This window comes from Dictyobacter alpinus, from assembly GCF_003967575.1.
In the GTDB taxonomy this organism is placed as follows: Bacteria; Chloroflexota; Ktedonobacteria; order Ktedonobacterales; family Ktedonobacteraceae; genus Dictyobacter; species Dictyobacter alpinus.
Map to the genome: position 1 here is coordinate 4,924,534 of NZ_BIFT01000001.1, position 18,936 is coordinate 4,943,469.

Genomic DNA, 18,936 nt, shown 5'->3' on the forward strand with positions numbered 1-18,936 from the left:
TCGAAAAATCTGATTATGTATAAGTGTTTTAAAGCAAAACACTTCAGCAGATGATACGCGAGTTCCCTTCTTGTCGAGCAACGCGACAAGCTGGAACAGGATCCCAGATGGGATAATGATGAATCTCTCAGTGCTGAGCTTGAATCTGTTGTCCCACAGGAGACCATCGATCAAATATTTGACGAACTCTATCCAGAAGCAATGAGACTGCTGGCCTACTATCGGTAGCCTGCAGAGAAACGGATCGTGGCTCGAGGCAGGTTCGATTGCAAGGGGCGAACTTTCATGCTATTTACCACCTATCTCTCGTTCCCATCATGCATGAAGAGATGACAAGAAACCAGAGCCATGTAAGGAGGCCCTTTGCGAACAATACGTCTTCGGCATTCTTGTCCTGTCGGACATCAAATCGCAGAAGAATATATCAAGCTAGCTGAATCAAAGCAGCAGGATTATGGCTACAACCTGGTTGATTGCCAGCTTGCGTGTCTGCCGATCCAGTCAAAGGAGGGACAGGACTACCTGGGGGCCATGGCGTGTGGCGCGAACTTTGCCTGGGCCAATCGTCAGTTGTTGATGGAGGGGGTGCGTCAGGCCTTCAAGACGGTCTTTGGCCGTAAGGCGAAGGCAAGAGATATGCCGCTCGTCTACGATGTCTGCCATAACATCGCCAAGATCGAGGAATACGAGATCGACGGCCAGCTCAGGAAAGTCTGTGTCCACCGCAAAGGAGCCACCCGAGCCTTTCCGGCCGGACATCCTGCCATTCCTGAAAAGTATCGCAGTGTTGGCCAGCCCGTCTTGATTCCCGGCGACATGGGCCGCTATTCCTTTATGCTCGTTGGTGGTCCCAATTCCATGCAACAGAGCTTCGGCTCCTGCTGCCACGGTGCCGGACGTCGCATGAGCCGTACCGCTGCCAAAAAGGCCGTGGGTGCCCGGGAACTGATCCAGCAGCTCGAAAGCAAAGGCGTCACCGTACGTGTACACAGCAAAAACTTGCTCTCCGAAGAGGCGCCGCAAGCCTACAAGGATGCCCAGCAGGTCGTCAACGTCGTGCATAACGCCGGGTTAGCCAGCCTCGTCGCGCGTTTGAAGCCCATTGTGGTTGTCAAAGGCTAGCATTCTTTTCTATTGTAGAATCTAAAAGATCAGGGGTATCACCTACTCCTGATCAACGTTGCTTGGATTAGCCTACGACAGGCGTTGCTTTAGATAAAATAGTGAGTCATATTGGCCTCATCATCTGTGATATTCTCAATGGGTGTAAAGATACAAATAATCTATATACAAGCTTTGCTAAAAAATGCTTCCCAAACCTCCATAACATGTGACAGTTTGGAAAGTCAAAGATCATCTTTATCAGGCGAAAAAGCTTTGAATAGCTATTTAGATGTTATGGAGCTAAAAATGAATGACAATGAAATTAGCCAGGAGCTAACATGGTATAAAAGCTCATTATTGGAAGCCAAATCGTACTTATCTCAAAAGGCTTGGCCAGCCAAATTTCCCGAACTGCATGCTCGCTTTACTACAGTGGCAATGAGTGATATCGATGGATGTCGAAAAATTGCTGGGGAGTTATTAAAAGATGATAACTATGACGTTCGTTTGGGAGCACTTCGACTTCTTCGCTCATTAAAGCTAAGAGACACGATACTTTCTCTCATGATAATACGTGTTGCATTAAAAGAAGAAGGGTTGAGAGAAGAAGCTCTTTTTGCGCTTTGGACGAAGGATACTTATAAAGTTCTTCCACAGATTCTGGAGTTTGCCGAAAAGGGTTACTACCAGGCACTCACTATGGCTCGTTATTTGCTCCGTACTCCTGAAGAAATTCATCAGGGAATAGCAATTGCGAGAAAATATTTACTCTCTGAAGATTATGAAGTACGAGAAGCATCACTGTTTTTACTGCAAAAATATGCATCTATACCGGAAGAAGCACCGCTGATTTTAGCGGCAGTCCAAAAATACCTGGATGAGTTGTTTATTTCTGCTCTGAAAAAAGCCCCTCCTGAATTGGTGCTAGAACCGTTAAAGGTACTCCGGTCTCCTATAGGGAAAGAATATGCTGAGTATGTAGACCTGACCCATACTATCGACTTTCTGGAAAAAAAGGAAAAAGAAATAACGGAAAATAAAATACATTTCTTTGTTGAGGGAAATAAGGAGTAAGGCTATGGGGCAAGAAAATCGGATAATCTTAAGGAGAGAAGATGAACAGGTTATTGCCACTTCCCACCTTGGGAATCCTTTTGCAGTTTACGGTATCAGTAAGAAATGGATTCAGTTTTATGTTCGAATGACTTATGTTGTTGTTTTCTTTGCCGTTATTGCAATCATATTTTTCATGATAATATTTGTTAAAGCATGGTATGCAATGTATATAAATTCTCAGGGATATGAGAGTCTATATAGCCAAATATCAACAGGTATGGTTGAAACTATTGCGACTTTTGTGCCTGCTTTACTCGTATCTGCTTTTTTCTGGCTATTGTATATTCCGCAACTCAAATACAAACGTTTGGTTTTGTGTGAAAACGGTCTCATCTATGCAGAGAAAAAGTTGAGAAGAAAGAATGTGCAGGCTATTTATTGGAAAGATGTATTAGGCATAGCTCAGCAAAGTAGCTATAGTAATGCTATTCTTTCGTATATGCGTGATGATGATTTGACAATATTGATACTTGATAGCGCTTTTGAGTATCTGGATGAATTAATAGTGAATATCCGAGAAAAATCAGTTAAATACAAATAAATCATATAGTTTATATAACTATTCAGAAGTTCCACGTAGAAGATGCAAAGCGCGCATACTTCTTCGGCTTGAGCCCAACATGACCACAAACATAATAGTGCTTACACGAAATATGCCTTTTTACATTACCCATCTTTCTATCTCTCCACGGTAAAAAGCGTTAGTAGAAGACAATTATTCTATTGATGATGCTATTATTGGTGAAGTGAAAGCTCTTATAGGAGTAGGGCTTTTAGATACAAGTCCAACAATCGTAACGGTGCTTTCACGGAAAATAACAAATACACGCACACATATATCGATTACTGGTATGTCTAAAAAGAATATTCCTTCTCAGAATTTTAGAGGAAAACAAGCGGCAGAGTTAGTTTCTCAATGGCTTGAGGAGGAGTTCAAAAATACTCTCCAGGTTCTCTCTTTAGGGCATGTCTTGTATGAATAGGATCTGTCCTACGATCAGAAAAGTGATGAAGGAACTTTTATGGAACTTGATTGGTCAGAACAGTCCCCTCATATTCGTACACTGTACCATCCCTGGCAACCTGGCGACGGGTATAAGGAAACCATCATTCAGGCTGCAGAGATACAACTTGGTTGTCGTTTGCCCGCTACTCTCCGGAACTTTTACGCAACGTGGGGGCGGCACAAGGATCTGACCAGCCGCAATCAGTCCTTGGTTGGACCTGACCAACTGGTTGTGAGATCAGATGCTCTCATTTTCTGCTTTGAAAATCAGGCGGTTTATTCCTGGGCGATCCGACATGAGGATCTGGATAAAGCTAATCCTCCCGTCGTAGGTGCCTATTCTTTACCAGATTGGGAGTGGGGGGACGTTGATGCCCCGCTTATTTGGATGCCGAGCTACACTCATGTATCGGACTTTCTTGACACTCTTACTTATCATCATGCTTTTTGTGGTGGAGCTATTCATGGTGGGTACACGAATAGCCTCCGTCAACAGGAGTTCCAGCAAGCATGGCTGGAGCAGCAATGGCAGTGTAGGACCGTTGGCCCCATGGTTTTTGGGCTTGTAGATGAATTTTCCGGTGCTTTCCCTCCTTTATATATACGCAATGGTCAAGCGCTCACCTGGAGCATTGGGTGTAGTGTTGCTGTTCGGGATATTGCAGCCCTTGATGAGATCAGTCAAGCGCTCCAGGTGACATGGGCAAAACAATGGTGAATCCGTGAACAAACCTGCTGACCTTGCTTCACTTTAGACGGGAGTTTGATTGCTCGACAAACGGTACCACCATGTGCTGTGTGTTTTCTTGATAAGTTGTTTGAGAGATTGGACGTAGAAAGGTGTTGCATGTTATGCGTAACGAGAAAGAATATATGGAATTGGCATTCACGGCCAATCGTGCTGATTACGTTCTAGAGTACGAGTTAGAAGATGATTTTCGTGAATTTTTCACTCTTTGGGGTGGTTTTGATATAAAAACCCTGCAACAGGTGGTTATCCAGACGCAGGACGAGAAGCAGAAACGTATTGCTTTGGCAGCGATTGGTTATGCACAGCACGCCGAATCGCTGCCATTTTTGCTGCCATATTTGTATCAAGGTCCATTTACCGTGCGATTTATGGGTGCCTGGAGTTTGTGGGAAAGTCATCGCGAACTGGCATTTTCAATGTTGTCTCCGCTTTTGCTGGTTGATCTTTTGGCGGCTAAATTTAACAGTGGAGAACTTCTTTGGATCTTTTCCAAATACGGGGGGGTATTATATGACTTTGTTCAGTGGAAAGATCCTCGCATCATTCCACTGCTACGGCAGGCCCTTATTGCTACATGGAAGATGCGTCAGGTTCTCGCAGAGCACAGACTCAATTTTGGAGATGATTGGGATTATAAATTTGTTGTAGAGTCGTTTGGCGAATACCAGGATATACTTGCGAAGAGCCTTGGCGAAATGCATGCGATGGGCGCATTAACTGGAATTGAATTTGACGATATACACAGAGCAAAAACGATGATTTTTCTTATTATGGGCTACCTTCATGAAAAAATTGGCAACCAGTTTTCTTCTATAGCAAGAGATATCTGCTGGGAAAAATCGCACCCGACACGATTAATGGTTATAGGAGTTTTAAGAGAAAAATTTGGCTTGCAGGAAGATGAATGTCAATCATGCCTTAACCTCTTTTGTAAAGCAATGGATTTATCACTCGAATAAATATGCTTGCATTATTTTGATATGCGAGGATGATACGTAGCAATTTTTCAATTGATGGAGAAGTGAGCTCTATTGATAGATGTCTGAGCAAGACAAAAGAGTTGTTGACACCGTGAATAATTCGTATCAATGAGATTACTCGTTAAAAGATGGCAAAAGGAAAAGGAAAGTGAATAAACAAGAGCTTCCAAGCCCGTATCAAGAGTTGTACTTACATTGTCTTTCTCAACTACCGGAAGTAGCAAGAACAACAGTGATGGAACAAGCATTCGTAAGATGTGATGTATTGACAGAACAGGAAGAGGAATTTTACGATTCATTATCCAAGCAGGAATATATGTACTACGATTTTGCAAAATACCTATGTATTGTTTTCCTTTTCTTTCCATCGGAAGATAGAAGTAGCGATGAAAAAGCTATAGGCACTTACATAAGAAGTAATATTAACACAAGATATAGTCTCATAAATAAATGGAAAGAATCGCGGGAAAAATATTCAAGTATGGCAGAAAAATCAGAATATGCAATAGGGGATTTGGAAGGACAAATACAAAATTACTTACAATTAATTAAATTAATGCATGATTCCTTTGGGCTCTATGTAAACATGGTAGAACCCTATTAACTGATAACTGAGCACAAACGTCCCTTTCGAAGTCGAAGCCGAGGACGATTCGCTATCACAAGATTGGGCACGTGTTGTTTTCGTGGGCTTACTCGACGTTTGAGCTTGATCCAAGCAGTCGGGGCTATCTTGTACCGTAACAATTCAGGAACGCTCCAGGTATGATCGGTGAAGCCTCCTATGAATCTTTTATATTTTTGTATTTGTATTTGTATTTTTTTGATGAGCTTTAAGTGTATTAATGATATTAAGTATGATAAGGTGCAAAAATGCAAATAGAATACTTATTAAAGGTGAAAGAGTATTTTTTTAAACGTAAATTTCAAGATCCAATTTGGATCGATAACGATGATCGGAAATATGAACCTATTGATAAGCCTGTTCGTGTTTATGAGCAAGCTTTATTTTATAGTTCATTCATCTCAACTTCTATAGTTAGATTGGTTGCGCTATATTTTCGATGGTCTTTTATAACTTGGCTTGCTTTATTCTTTATCGCAGCATGTAGTATTTTATCTTTAATTTACTTGCTTTTTCCTCCTCGATTATCACTTACCAGATTATGTTACATATTTGTGTGTTCAATTTTGTGTTTGGTAGTATACAATCAGTAAAATATATAATTGTGATCATTGCTTTATTTATGTGGGAGTTAAATATGAATGAGTATGAAAAGGCTGTCGCAGATTATAAAGCGCTCAAACCAGAAACATTTCCATTTCTCTTGAAGATCTTGCTTCATGAGCAATATTCCTTTGATATTTTTGAGATGGAGCCGGTCCTTGAATTATGGTTTTATGCAGACAATAAGATTGATGCGCTGAAACACGTTCTTCATGTCAGTTGCTATGGAGTTAGCTCTACCGAATTAGGTATAAGTAGTATTCAACCTCTTCACTTAGAGATTCGTTCATTGCATGAGTGGCATTGGGAGGATCGATATTTTGAGATTCAATCCTTTAATGATAAAGGAATACTTCAGGCTGGTGATTTTTATTGTCGGCGTTTTGTGGCTAAAATAGAAAATGTTGAAAAAGAGCATAATTAACGTTGGGCAGGCAAAGATACCTTAAGAAGCGTATGATGGCATTATTTTCTCAATCCCTTACAGATCCAGCTGGTAACAGATTTTTTTGGTGAGTATTCATGATAATTGGTATGTAGATTGATTGGTATAGGTTGAGAAGAGAATACGATGGACCAGTTTATCGAGGGAAAATATAGTAGAGGCTTACAATTGGAAATGTCTAAATGTGAAGTAGAGTTTGGAAATAGAGTATTTTTTGACAATCCGTCATTAAAAAAGTATTCTCTGTGTTGAAATATTCGTTTTACATTCTGGCATTTAGGTTTTTTGTACTATAGGGGTGTCTATAATAAAGAAAGGCTACAAGTATGTTTTTACAAAGAATTAAGAGACTTCATCCCATTTGGAGAGCTGCTTATATGCTAGGATTTTCTTTGCTGTTAAATGGATGCTTATTCGGTGTTTTATCGCTAGTTTTATTGAAAAATCTGAATCAAGTATGGGCAATCCTTTTACTTTTTCCTTGCGCTGCCTTTGTCGGTGCTGGCCTCAGCACTTTTAGATATATAGCCAGAAATGCATATATCGTAGAGGATACAGATAAAAATATCTAGTGCTGTAACCCGGCCTGAGGATTATACTGACTATAGCGATCTGTCAGGCGCCTGGTTCCTTGATTGTGCATCAAACGGTGTATGATGCCTCGGCCTCGGGCATGCCAATGGTGAACACTGGCTACCGACAATCATCAAGGCTGTACCAGCGGCCCAAATACCTATACCGCCTGTGCCACCTTGGTATGTACACCCCCTTCTTTTCAAAAGGGGGGGCGACCTAAAATACCATTGATCTATTGAGATAGTATAGTTCGACAGATCGCTCAACATATTACGAGAAATGGACCATACAGAAAAAACGAAGCCCACTTTTGCTGAGAGATGCAAGTATATAATGGGATGCACTCTCCTCTCTGTCCCGTGCATAGAGCGTTGCATCTCCATATTCGATAAATCGGACAAGGCGCAAGAAAAGGGTGTTAGCGACCCGATAATCAAAATGCTTCATAAAAATAGAAATCACAAAAATGTGTGATGAAATAGCATTGATTTGACGTGCTGTCCACTTCTCTTCTCATGAAGATGCTCTTGTCTATGCATCTGAAGACTGCATTCCCAATGCGTTTTTCCACTCTTCGGGCGATGGGATAACAAGTGAACATGTTCTCTAAGAAATTGCAATCAAGAAAGATTTCTGGACCGAGATTACTGGTCGTACATCTCAAGCCGCTAGACGCGCTCCTCCTCTCTGTGGTAGGCTACTCAGCAGCACGCGTATGCGGAGGGAGGACTCAATGCAAGAAGAACCACTTGAACAGCAGTATGTTTTTCGTCGCTACATGCCAGTAGAAGATATGTTTCATCTTTTGACCTTATTAACATCAATTGAATTTTATGATCACGACGGGGATAATGCCTCTGAAGCGACATTATCTGAGCAACTCACCTGGCCGAATCATCATTCAGAGCAGGACTGTTGGGTGATTGAAGCTTCTGGTTTCTCGCACACGTTGATCGGCTATTGTAGTGTATTTGCCTTATAAAATATTCACTGTGTGTCACAGCACAATTTCTAGGTAGTTGGCACTTCCAGTGTGTGTGTACTTATAAGCAAGAGTAGTATTACCTTCGCGAAGTCAATGTTCCACTAATACTGCTCTATTTAGCTAAATTAAATTTTTTAACGTGGATATTTAGATAAACAGGAATCCTTTGAGATGTTTACGAAAAATGTAGTACCGCTGATTTTCATTTCTTTGTATACCCTATCTCTTGCCAGTATTCTTTTTTTTATTGGTGCATTTACTTATCTGAGATATATTAGTTTTTTTGAAATTTTTAGTGCATGTGGTCTGATTCTTGTTTTCTATTGGACGTTTAGCAAGTCAAAACAAGGAAAAAAGAGTACCATCATAGTAGGATTGGCAACCATCATCCTTTTATTTGTGGCAAATATTCCTGCCATTTTTCATCATCAATATATGGAGTTTACCAATGCAATAACTATAACTCTGGGTATATTGTATGTTTTTTATCAGGTAGTATTTCTTTTTGTTTCGAGCCTTTTTCTGTACTTTTCTCTCTCTGTCTTTATAAAGAAGAAAGAGCCATTCGATTTATTAATGTCAATTCTAAATTTGAGCATATATAAAGTTAAAGAATCCCAACCACAAACAAGATTTAGAGAGAGTGATGATACATTGTGAAAATGCATGTATCGAAAATTATTAATTTCTAGCTGCAAATTATGCTTTTAACTCATATTTTTATCTATTATAGTTGAAAGATAACATCATGATAGTCTGAAGCCACAATAAGATTGTACTTTTACTTTTCTAGGAGTGCGGTGTGGAGTTCTTTTAAATCATTAGCGAAAGGGAGATTCGTGAACCATTGTATTGCAACTATTGAAGAGGTAACGCCAGCATGGTTAACTGAGATCCTCACTCGAAGCGGTCGCCTTTCTTGTGATACGCTTGCCTGGCACACGTGGATGATTTCCTGTGAAAAAAATTCTCAACAAGTTTTTTCCTCTGGCTGATCCCAGAAGACGCCCTCAAAACTCGCGCGCGATTGGGCTGTCAAAGTCGTGATGATCGTCCATGGAATCCCATGAAGATCAGCTCATCGGAAGTTTGTCCCTTCCACTTGTGCCTGCTTCAGGTTGGCTCCCCGACATATGTGATCAAATCAATCTGGGAAGAATATTTATAAAGAAATTAGATCTCCAGTTGTATCTCCATTACATCTGTAGGCGTATCCCACTACGCTCTTCGAGAAGTATAATTGATACCAGACAATCATCTCACAATTTATTCCATAAATGGAATAAAGCGCTCCTCTGTATGAGGATTGACTGCACGGCCCAATGCTTAAAAAGCTGTGTGATTGTACTTAGTCCCGGTGTAACACAATAACATTGAGTATCAAACACTATTTAAGGAGGGGAAATTGCAAGTAACTATACTATTGGGAGTAATTGGTGTCATTTTTCTTGGCTTTGGCCTTTACAAGCGCTTTGTCACGCAACCTTTTCTACAGAATGCAAACAACGTTGCAGGTACGGTGATGTATAAACAGAATGAGAGGATATACAATGGGGTAGTGGTTGTCCCTAAAACGGTGTTGGTCATCCATTTCATAGATAATCATGGTGTGCTGCAGGAATTGCGCGTTCGAGAATATTCATCTTTCATGACACATGCGGAGATAGGTGATAAAGTACCTATCCTCTATGATCCAGCGCATCCACAGCATGCGATAATTCAGCCAAACACAAAGATGATTTCTCCACTGTTCTGGCTACTTGTGGGCATCGCCTTTTTTGTAGCGGGTATTATAATTTCTTTCTTGCACATATAGAGATGCTGGTATTTTCACCTTTTTCACGACTTGCACATGAGCGATTCCCTGCATAGTCAATGAGCCAGGTTGTTTAAAGCCCGTTATGTCGCTAAAATATATTGAAAAATGAAATACTGGAAATTCATGGGTAGGTATCAAGATGTAGGTGCTCTCTATCCAGGTTTGTCTTTACCGAGCCTTCTCATGACTCATTTGCCAGCGTTCTCTGTGGAACAGAAGGTAGAGTCGATACAAAAAGGGAAGGCGGCAGCTGAGAGAATGCTCGCGTAATCTGCGTAGTACTCATAAAAAGATTTTCATTTAAGAATGAGGAAAAGCGATGTATGCACCTCCGTCTAAAAGAAAGAATTATAACCTATTAATGGTACTTTTTCTTATTCTCATTGGTGCCTTGTTGGTATGCTGCAATAACTTTGATAGTATTTACATGACAGTGTATCGGTCTTTCCATAAAACAGTGCAGCCCGCATGTCCTGCGATTATGGCGCATCCCCCTCACGATCCTCAGGCATACACATGGCCGGACGCGATACCTCTTATGGCCATGCAACCGGAACCGCGCAGCCACATATTCCAACGAACCTTCGTCTATATCCCCACTGATATTTGTTGGATTCGCAGCAGTGACGGGACTCTCCTGAACTCCTATCATCTGTCGAGTGATGAGACAACCAGCAGAGGATGGGTTCTTGGGCAGACCTTCTACTACGTTAAAGTACCATACGAGGGCCCGCGTCAACTCTGCGCCAGAGATGTGTTGGCGAACAAAGGGCTCTGGTGTCAACCTACAACCCTGGACTCTATTCCATCCATGCAAAGTATTGACGACGTCATTATTCTTGGACAAGAGGTGAGGCGGCGTAGCGATGGTGTGTTACTGTGGCGTCCTCAATCGCCCGGGTCTTATGCTCCAATCAGCCGTTACCATGATAGGAGCTACATGTCCACAGATTGTGCTGGCTCGGGTGAAGTATCCCCACCTTTGTGTGTACTTGACGTCCTCACAGGAAAGGTCCTCTGGCAGAGTAAGCTTCTCGATCGGAGTTATATGATTGGGTCTGGCCTCGTCATCGCTTCATCTTCCGATAACTCCCTCACAGCTCTTCATCTTGAAACTGGAAAGATTGCATGGAAGATTCCTCTCGTGCCCGCATGTACCTCGTCACAAGCATCGAATATTAAAGTGCTTAATGACACGACCCTATTTTGTGGTGATCGCCATGGAATTACCGCTCTTTCCCTGGCAACGGGTAAAATAACCCTGGACTGGTCGTATCCGAATCAAACCATTATGATCTACCCTGATCAAACATCTCTGCTGGTGGCGCTACAAAAGAGCTACAGACAAGGGAATGAGGGAGGAAAATTGATCAAGGTCAATGCCGCAGATGGTCGAATCCTGTGGGAGCACGCACAGTCAGGATTTGCTGGAGGCACCCTCAATCAGGGCAATCTCTACTTCCTCCGCCACAAAACAGGCGGATTCGAACTAGCGGCGCTGCGTATGAGTGATGGCCAGAGTCTCTGGCATGACACTTCTTGCGACAATGCTCCTCCCTCCACAGGAACGCAAAAAACCACGGAGCGTTGCTACTGGCCTGAACCAAATACAAGTGTTCAGGTGAATTATCACAATGGCTCTGGCTCACTATTCGACTCGTGACCGGGAGTGGTGTGAAAATCGTTGGTTATCAGCGAATATGGAACAGATCTGTCAGTGTTTCATCGTATGGATAGCTTTCATTTAGTGAGGAGTGGAATATATTATGCAGCAAGGAAGCGGCAGGCGTCTACACAAATTATTCTCGTTATCTGCTCGGAAGATATACTGGCTTACGATTGTAAGCGTGAGTCTACTGTTGTTTCCAGTTGAGATTTTTCTGGAGACGCGCATTGGAAGAACTAAAGAAATTATCGTATCGTTTTACTTGTTTGCGATTACTTGCTTTGTTGGTGGAGCACTCAGTGTATTTTTTACTAACAGCCATGTCAAGAGCAGAAAGGTCCTTGCTTTTATGGAGAGAGGGAGCATGACTGGTTACGATACTGGTCTGCTCCATGTTTTGTTCTGGGGGATACTTCTTATCTGGAGCGATATTTCTACCCATATGGGAAATGTCTCTGGCATGTTGGTGTCTCTTATCATATTTATACCTTTTATGATTGGTTGTTTGCTTCTGGTGATCATTGCATGCATTGGTGGTTTGTTGGCTGGCTTCATTAAAGGCTGCATCGTCAGGTTTACTACGGCGAAGCAACCATATTGAATGCTGTGTTATTTTAAATGTGGCACTTCACGACCATAAAAATAAAGGGAGATTTTAACGTATGCAAGAAGCACTATCAGCACCTTGTCCTAAATGTCATGGAAAACGAACAATGACAGAACTTCTAGCTCGCGACTTTCTCAAACTCGTTCGTCCAAGAACAATGGGTTTTTGGAGGAAGGATAGGCTAGATCTCAAAGGAATTGTGTGTATAAACTGTGGATATACAGAACTCTATGCAGAGAATCCTGGTAATTATCCTCTTTAATTCAGATTTGAGAAACAAGAATACCTTTCGCTCTAAATTGCGACTCAAATTAGATAATAAATTTTTTCACGCTTATTATCTGCTGAGCTTTTCGATAGTTGCTCCTATAATGAAGCATCCCAGATTATCAATCCGGGATGCCGTTTTTCAACCTCTTGGTGGAACAGAAGGTAGAGCAGATACAAAAGTTGTTCTACTATGGTCATTAGGAAAATAGAGAAGAAGCAGGATATTAGTGTCCTGCTTCTTCATTTTTAATATTATTATGATTGCAAAAAGTGATATAAAAGCAATTGACTGTTAAATTGTAAACGTGAAATAGTGCATTAAGTATGCCATTAATTGGAATTAAATATATCCTTCTTTATATGTTTTTAATGCCCACCGAGCAAAAATGATGGGATGCCCTGGGTGTGGGTGAAGTGGAGGGGGCCCTGGCCATAAAAGCTGCCGGCAATGTTGAGGAGGGTCAGTAGTACGAAGAAGCTGATGCCGATGCTGACAAGCACGATATCCGCCCGTTTCATTTGTAGCTGAATGAACCAGGAGCGTTTTGTGACGCCAAAGCAGCGCAATTCCATCGCGTTGATGATGTCTTCCGCGCCAAGGATGGAGCCGATGACGACGGGTAAGATGAGTGGTGTGATGCGCATCACTTTGCCGAAGGGTCCACCACGCAGATTGTCGATTTCGAAGCCACGAGCGCGTTGGGCCGCCAGGGTGGTATCAAAGTCGCGCACAACTGTTGGTAGGAAACGAAATGAAAGGTCGATGGCATACGCGAATTTGTCGGGGATGCCCAGTCCTCGGAAGGCGACTCCCATGTGACTGGGATCGACGGTGTAGGGAATGATGATGCCGAGCGTTGCAATGCCGATGTTGCGCATGAGCTGGGTGAAAAAGAAGATAATGCTCTCGACGCTAAAGAGCAGTGGGGCGGGTCCAATATAGGGTAGCTGTGGGCGGAAACCCAGAAATGGGAGCGAGAAGAGTACATGTACACGGTATGAATCTACTTCTTGTAGGATGTTGCCCCCTGAGAGCAGGTAGTTGCCAATCGTCAGTATCAGTGAGACGGTGATGACTAACTTCCAGGTGGATTTTGTTTCCTCCCAGCGCAAGCGGCTCAGGCGAAAGTAGATGATGGTTAGCAGGAAGCCTCCCGCGATAAGCCAGAAGTTAGAGGTCTGGGCGACGGCAAAGCTATAGGCGAAGAGCAGGATGATCTTGGTGCGTGGATCAAGTCGATGCACAAATGAGTCGCGTTTGATATAGGTGAAAGTAGTGAGCATTGGCTGTCTTTCTTCCCTGGCTGGTGGCTTGTATGGTCGGTCAATGCCGACGCAGGAAAGGCTCTATGCCCTCCCTGCGTATTGGATGGATGCGGATTTTATTCTATGGAGGCTTGCGGTTCAACAGGTTCTGATTGTGTTGTACGTGCCGTGATGCCGCGACGGATCGTCGCGGCATTGTAGGCAAGCAGGAAGATTGGTAGCAGGATCAAGCCGCAGACAAGATCAGAGATAGCCGCCGGGACAAACTCGCTTGTGGCGCCGGCGAAATCATATTTGGAGACCCAGATGTCTGTATATGATCCGAAGGCGACACCAACGATGATACCCAGAGCGCTAAGTAGTTCGGCAATGACAATCAGGCGCGTTTTAACATAGCGCCCCAGGCCGTAGCGCACGGTACTGTAGATAGCCAGGCCCGCGATCAGGCCAATAAGTCCATTGCCAAGATCCCAGTTCCACCACACGCCATAGCCGGAAATCAGGTCGCTGAGAAAGTTGCCGACGAGTCCGGTGAAGAGTCCGACAATAGGTCCAAAGACTGCCCCGAAGAATAATGGAATGACGATGCCGGGACGTAACGAGACCCGGCCGATACTGGGAAGTTGCAGCACGTTGGTGGCAATACTTAGTCCTGCATACAGGGCCGCTCCGAGGGCCATGTAGACAACCTGCCGTACGCCGATTTTCCAGATTGAAGATGATGCTGTCGAGCGTTTAGCCATGAGTTCGTGTCCTTTCGTTATGACGGAAAAATAGAACTGGTCTCAATTATGACGACATAAGATAGTTCAACAACGATGTGGGCCGTAAATGACAACGTTGCAGTAGCTCCTGGTCCCTCAGGATCTCCAATGGTGGACCATCGGCTTCAACCCTGCCATCTTTGAGCAGGAGAACTCGTTGCGTGAAACGCAGTGCCAGATCCAGGTCATGTGTGATAAAGAGCAATGCATCCAGATCAGGAATACGCCGAATGTGCTCTATAAAAGCAATGTACGAGCGATAGTCCTGACCTGCGGTTGGTTCATCGAGGAGTAATATTTTGCTACGCATCGCCAGGATCGATGCGATGGTCACGCGCTTTTGTTGTCCAAAGCTTAGCGTGAAAGGTGATTGATCGGCGAAATCCTGGACATTGACGGCTGTTAGCGCCTGCTCGACGGTGCTGGTGAGTTGGTCGCCTTGAAAGCCAAGATTTTCTGGACCAAAGCTCACTTCTTGACGTACCGTTGGCGCATACAGCATGGCTCCAGGATACTGGAAGACATATCCTACCTGTCCGGCAATCCTGGCCACACTCATCTTTTTGCTTTCTTTACCATAGAGCTGTATCGATCCCTGGGTGGGACGGAGCAGTCCTAGCGCTTGCTTCACCAGGGTCGTCTTGCCAGATCCATTAGGACCGAGCAGCGCAATCGTTTCGCCACGGCGAATCTGGAATGAGACCCCCCTCAGGATCTCGGGTGAGAAGGTCGTATAGCGATAGTGGATGTTCTCAAACGAGAGGATGGTATCGCCAGCATCGGTAGTTTTTTCTTCCCGCGCACTCTGTCCGGTAATGATCGGCGTCACCAAACGTTTTCGTACCTCTTGCGGAGAAACGGACGCGCCAAGTTGCTGAAGTTTGGATGCGACTGGCAACTTGATCTGATCGGGATCTGCTCGCGCGAGAAATGCGGGCACAGCGCCAAAGAATGCCTGCCGACCATGATCCAGCAACAGGACCTTGTTTACATCGAGGCGCAGGGCCTCTTCAACGCGATGCTCGACGATGATAATGGCATGTCCCTCCTGGCGCAGATGATGGATCAATTGCTCTAGTTCGTCGACGGCAAAAGAATCCAGGCTCGCGAAGGGTTCATCGAAGAGGAAGATGGCTGGTTCCATCACGAGTAATCCAGCGGCCGCCACGAGCTGGCGTTGTCCACCCGAGAGGGCATGCGTCGCCCTATCGCGATACGCTTCTAATTTGAGCTGCTGCAAGACATTTTGAGTTGTCTGGCGCATTTGTGCACGGGACACGCCCAGATTCTCCATGCCAAAGGCGATCTCCTGCTCTACAGTACTACCCACAATCTGTTTATCGGGATCCTGGAGCATGGTGCCGATCTGCCTGGCAAGGTCGCGTAAAGAGATACCGTTAATTGCCTGTCCATTGAGCCTGATCTCGCCGCTCAAGTTGCCGGAATAGGTATGGGGAATGAGCCCGTTCAGACATTTGAGCAAGGTGCTCTTCCCACAGCCGCTCGGGCCAGCAATCAAAAGCAGTTCACCGGGCAAGAGTGAGAAGGAGATATCGTCGAGCACGAGTGGCGTAGAGGGGGAGGTGGTGGCCTCTGGCTCTTCCTGTGCAGTGTAACGAAAACGCACATGTTCTAAAAGAACCGTTGGCTTAACCTCGTCCGTTACATCGGTTCCGCTGGTTTCGTAGGAAGACATACTCATGCGACTGGTGTGCTCCTTCAAATCTTATGCAAAGGTGATAAAGTAAGCATACTGGTTGAGCTTCGATTTTGTCAAGCCTTTTTATTGACATAATTGATTTACTTTGTCAATAATTGTTAAAATAAGTGAAGCCCTCTGCTTCAGATTGGATAATGGTCAGGGGAGCGAGCTATGGTTCACCCTGGATACCCAATCATCGCCGCTGATTGAGTATCCAGAAGATGTAATTTATAGTCTGGCGCGAAGGTATTGGTCGGGCCAGGTTATATCGTAGTGGAGCTTACGGGCAGCTTGCAATGGCCAATGGGGATCACGGAGTAGCTCGCGTGCCAGGAAGATCATGTCCGCCTGCTTATCCTCCAGAATTTTATTCGCCTGTGACGCATGGATGATGAGACCAACCACACCAGTAGGTATATGCGCCTTGTGGCGTATGTCCTCGGCAAAAGGAACCTGGTAGCCGGGCCCAACCGGGATGATCGGGTTGGGCACATTGCCTCCTGTAGAGGTATCTATCAGGTCTACTCCATGCTTTGATAATGCACTAGCTATCTCTACTGCATCCTCACCTGTGAGTCCCCCTTCAGCCCAGTCAGTGGCAGAGATACGGACCAGCAATGGCAAGTTTTCAGGCATAGCCTTACGTACTGCATCACAAACCTCCAGGAGGAAGCGCAAGCGATTTTGAAGTGAACCACCGTACTCATCCTCGCGCTTATTTGAGAGTGGAGAGAGGAATTCATGCAGGAGATAGCCATGTGCGGCATGGATTTCGAGCACCTGGAAACCAGCGCTCAATGCTCGCTCGGCCCCTCTTCGGAAATTTTGAACGATTTCCGCGATTCCTCTGTGCGTTAATGCTGCTGGAACGGGATAGGTATCAGAAAAAGCTTCCGCACTGGGTGCAACCGTTTGCCAGCCACCATGTTGGGCTGGAATCTTTCCATGCCCGCTCCAGGGACGATAGGTCGAGGCTTTTCTGCCAGCATGTGAAAGCTGCATTCCTGCGATAGCCCCTTGTTCACGGATAAATGTAACGATACGAGCCAACATCGGGATGTGTTCATCTTTGTAGATGCCGAGGTCTTGTGGCGTAATACGTCCACGAGCCTCTATCGCTGTTGCCTCAGCCAAGACGAGAGCGGCTCCACCGATAGCAAATTGGCCGAGATGGACCAGGTGCCAATCGTTCGCGAAGCCGTCATGCGAGGAATATTGACACATGGGGGAGACGACAATACGATTACGAAAGGTAAGGCCCCGTAACTTGTATGGGGTGAATAAAGGGACCGTAGCTATTTGATCCTGGTTTTCTTCAGGATGGACGCGTGTTGGATTCATATTCTGGCTCCTTAACTCCATGTTACAAATTCCTCCTTATCTATTATGTCTGACTATGCCATAACCAGCCATAACATTCTTGTTGCTGGAAATTATTCCTCGCCAATTCCTTCTGTTCAGTCTGTCAGTGAGTTGGCGCAAGGCTCTCTATCTCGAAAAGCGGCGTACGCATGTATGAGTGGAGCCATTAAAATACGGTGTGGAGTACAGTGTTCTCCTCATTGACAACCTTTTATTCTGCTTTATTATATGTAGCAGAATAAAAAAAGCTTTCATCAGCAATCTCTTTGATCAGGTCTGGAAGGGTATCATCATGCAAGAGCACGTCAGCGCAAAATCATTTATGAGTGTACGCACCATTGTATTTATATGTGGATTGATCATAGCGATTATCGCATTTGTGACTCCAATGGATATTGTGGGTATGTATTTTATGTTCTCTATCCATATGGTCCAACATCTGCTGCTCTCACTCGTCGTTCCACCAATGATCTTGTTTGGACTTGCGCCCGGGAGTATCCAGCGTTTTCTGGACCGTCATGCCGTGCTGCGGCGCTGCCTGGCTGTTTTGACAATTCCGGTGGTGGCCTCCCTCCTTTTCAACGGCAACATCTGGCTCTGGCATGCTCCTGTACTGATGGATGCGATGATGAGCAATCCGTTCCTGCACGATATTACCAACCTGTTATACCTGTTAACCGGCCTCCTCTTCTGGTGTCCCTTGTTCGAAATCACGGCCGGCAGAAAAGCCCCGCTCCCCCTGGCCGGGAAACTTGCCTATATCTTCTTCAGCGATATGCCCATGATGCTCCTTGGTGCGGGCATGACCTTTTCGGCGCCACTGTATCGCTTTAGCATGGAAAACCCCACGATGCGTATGACCGTGACCGCCACCGATCAGCAGCTGGGTGGACTTTTCATGTGGGTGGTCGGAGGTGTCTTCCTCCTCGTCATCGTCACCAGCGTCCTCTTCCTCCGCTGGATGCTGCAACAGGAAAAAGAACAAAAAGCCAAAGATCGCGAGCTACTTGAAGACCCCTACGATGAACAGCTCGCATCAATCCAGGAATAGCCACCATCGAGCCACCCCTACTCGACGTAACGGCAGGGCTTGTCCCTGCTCCTGTCACACGTACGACCAGGCACAAGCCAGAGGCTGGACACGCTTCGCTATGCTTACCTCAAGACGACTACGTGTCCAGGGATATGACTTACATGAACTGGGGCAAGACCTACTCTGGGAGAGTGGCCCGATGAGAGTGAGCGCATCGGCCGCCACCGTTGCTTATTATCTAAGCCCATTCATTTCA

Annotated in this window: 17 protein-coding genes; 13 read left to right on the forward strand and 4 right to left on the reverse strand. The window is 44.7% G+C overall.

From position 1 onward, the window contains the following. The first annotated feature begins 363 nt into the window (after nt 1-363). The 12 genes from EL633_RS19270 to EL633_RS19325 all read left to right on the forward strand — a co-directional run bounded on the left by EL633_RS19270 (nt 364) and on the right by EL633_RS19325 (nt 12,277). Complete coding sequence (locus tag EL633_RS19270) at nt 364-1,122, forward strand: RtcB family protein (RefSeq protein WP_126628744.1); 759 nt, start codon at nt 364-366, stop codon at nt 1,120-1,122. A 288-nt stretch (nt 1,123-1,410) separates the two neighbouring features. After that, nucleotides 1,411-2,178 carry a hypothetical protein gene (locus EL633_RS19275; protein ID WP_126628745.1) on the forward strand — a complete coding sequence of 256 codons (768 nt, stop codon included), beginning with the start codon at nt 1,411-1,413 and terminating at the stop codon, nt 2,176-2,178. Nucleotides 2,179-2,182: 4 nt separating this feature from the next. Then, nucleotides 2,183-2,761, forward strand: coding sequence for a hypothetical protein (locus EL633_RS19280; RefSeq protein ID WP_126628746.1), 579 nt, complete (start codon nt 2,183-2,185; stop codon nt 2,759-2,761). Between the two features lie 481 nt (nt 2,762-3,242). Further along, nucleotides 3,243-3,944 carry an SMI1/KNR4 family protein gene (locus EL633_RS19285; RefSeq protein WP_126628747.1) on the forward strand — a complete coding sequence of 234 codons (702 nt, stop codon included), beginning with the start codon at nt 3,243-3,245 and terminating at the stop codon, nt 3,942-3,944. A gap of 134 nt (nt 3,945-4,078) precedes the next feature. Continuing rightward, nucleotides 4,079-4,936, forward strand: a complete 858-nt coding sequence (locus EL633_RS19290) for a hypothetical protein (RefSeq protein WP_126628748.1) — start codon at nt 4,079-4,081, stop codon at nt 4,934-4,936. A 169-nt stretch (nt 4,937-5,105) separates the two neighbouring features. Continuing rightward, nucleotides 5,106-5,561 carry a hypothetical protein gene (locus tag EL633_RS19295; protein ID WP_126628749.1) on the forward strand — a complete coding sequence of 152 codons (456 nt, stop codon included), beginning with the start codon at nt 5,106-5,108 and terminating at the stop codon, nt 5,559-5,561. Nucleotides 5,562-6,219: 658 nt separating this feature from the next. After that, nucleotides 6,220-6,609, forward strand: a complete 390-nt coding sequence (locus EL633_RS19300; RefSeq protein WP_126628750.1) for a hypothetical protein — start codon at nt 6,220-6,222, stop codon at nt 6,607-6,609. Between the two features lie 1,330 nt (nt 6,610-7,939). Further along, the gene (locus EL633_RS19305; protein ID WP_126628751.1) at nt 7,940-8,188 is read left to right on the forward strand and encodes a hypothetical protein; all 249 of its coding nucleotides are present in this window, start codon (nt 7,940-7,942) and stop codon (nt 8,186-8,188) included. A gap of 174 nt (nt 8,189-8,362) precedes the next feature. After that, complete coding sequence (locus tag EL633_RS19310; RefSeq protein ID WP_126628752.1) at nt 8,363-8,851, forward strand: hypothetical protein; 489 nt, start codon at nt 8,363-8,365, stop codon at nt 8,849-8,851. A gap of 745 nt (nt 8,852-9,596) precedes the next feature. Continuing rightward, nucleotides 9,597-10,007: a DUF3592 domain-containing protein gene (locus tag EL633_RS19315; protein WP_161982262.1), complete on the forward strand. Its 411-nt coding sequence runs from the start codon at nt 9,597-9,599 to the stop codon at nt 10,005-10,007. 943 nt (nt 10,008-10,950) lie between these two features. Further along, nucleotides 10,951-11,673, forward strand: a complete 723-nt coding sequence (locus EL633_RS19320; protein ID WP_371865547.1) for an outer membrane protein assembly factor BamB family protein — start codon at nt 10,951-10,953, stop codon at nt 11,671-11,673. Nucleotides 11,674-11,776: 103 nt separating this feature from the next. Next, the gene (locus tag EL633_RS19325; RefSeq protein ID WP_126628755.1) at nt 11,777-12,277 is read left to right on the forward strand and encodes a hypothetical protein; all 501 of its coding nucleotides are present in this window, start codon (nt 11,777-11,779) and stop codon (nt 12,275-12,277) included. Between the two features lie 642 nt (nt 12,278-12,919). On the opposite strand, the gene EL633_RS19330 is transcribed toward EL633_RS19325, so the two are convergent. The 4 genes from EL633_RS19330 to EL633_RS19345 form a co-directional block, all read right to left on the reverse strand. After that, nucleotides 12,920-13,837 (reverse strand): energy-coupling factor transporter transmembrane component T family protein, encoded by a 918-nt coding sequence (locus EL633_RS19330; RefSeq protein ID WP_126628756.1) that lies wholly within the window; start codon nt 13,835-13,837, stop codon nt 12,920-12,922. A 98-nt stretch (nt 13,838-13,935) separates the two neighbouring features. Further along, on the reverse strand, nt 13,936-14,562 hold the full coding sequence (locus EL633_RS19335) for an ECF transporter S component (RefSeq protein ID WP_126628757.1): 627 nt from the start codon (nt 14,560-14,562) through the stop codon (nt 13,936-13,938). 46 nt (nt 14,563-14,608) lie between these two features. Beyond that, nucleotides 14,609-16,285 (reverse strand): ABC transporter ATP-binding protein, encoded by a 1,677-nt coding sequence (locus EL633_RS19340; RefSeq protein ID WP_126628758.1) that lies wholly within the window; start codon nt 16,283-16,285, stop codon nt 14,609-14,611. A gap of 228 nt (nt 16,286-16,513) precedes the next feature. Continuing rightward, the gene (locus EL633_RS19345) at nt 16,514-17,626 is read right to left on the reverse strand and encodes an NADH:flavin oxidoreductase/NADH oxidase (RefSeq protein ID WP_126628759.1); all 1,113 of its coding nucleotides are present in this window, start codon (nt 17,624-17,626) and stop codon (nt 16,514-16,516) included. A gap of 313 nt (nt 17,627-17,939) precedes the next feature. Here EL633_RS19345 and EL633_RS19350 point away from each other — a divergent pair, with 313 nt between their 5' ends. Continuing rightward, the gene (locus EL633_RS19350; RefSeq protein WP_126628760.1) at nt 17,940-18,698 is read left to right on the forward strand and encodes a cytochrome c oxidase assembly protein; all 759 of its coding nucleotides are present in this window, start codon (nt 17,940-17,942) and stop codon (nt 18,696-18,698) included. Nucleotides 18,699-18,936 lie beyond the last annotated feature (238 nt).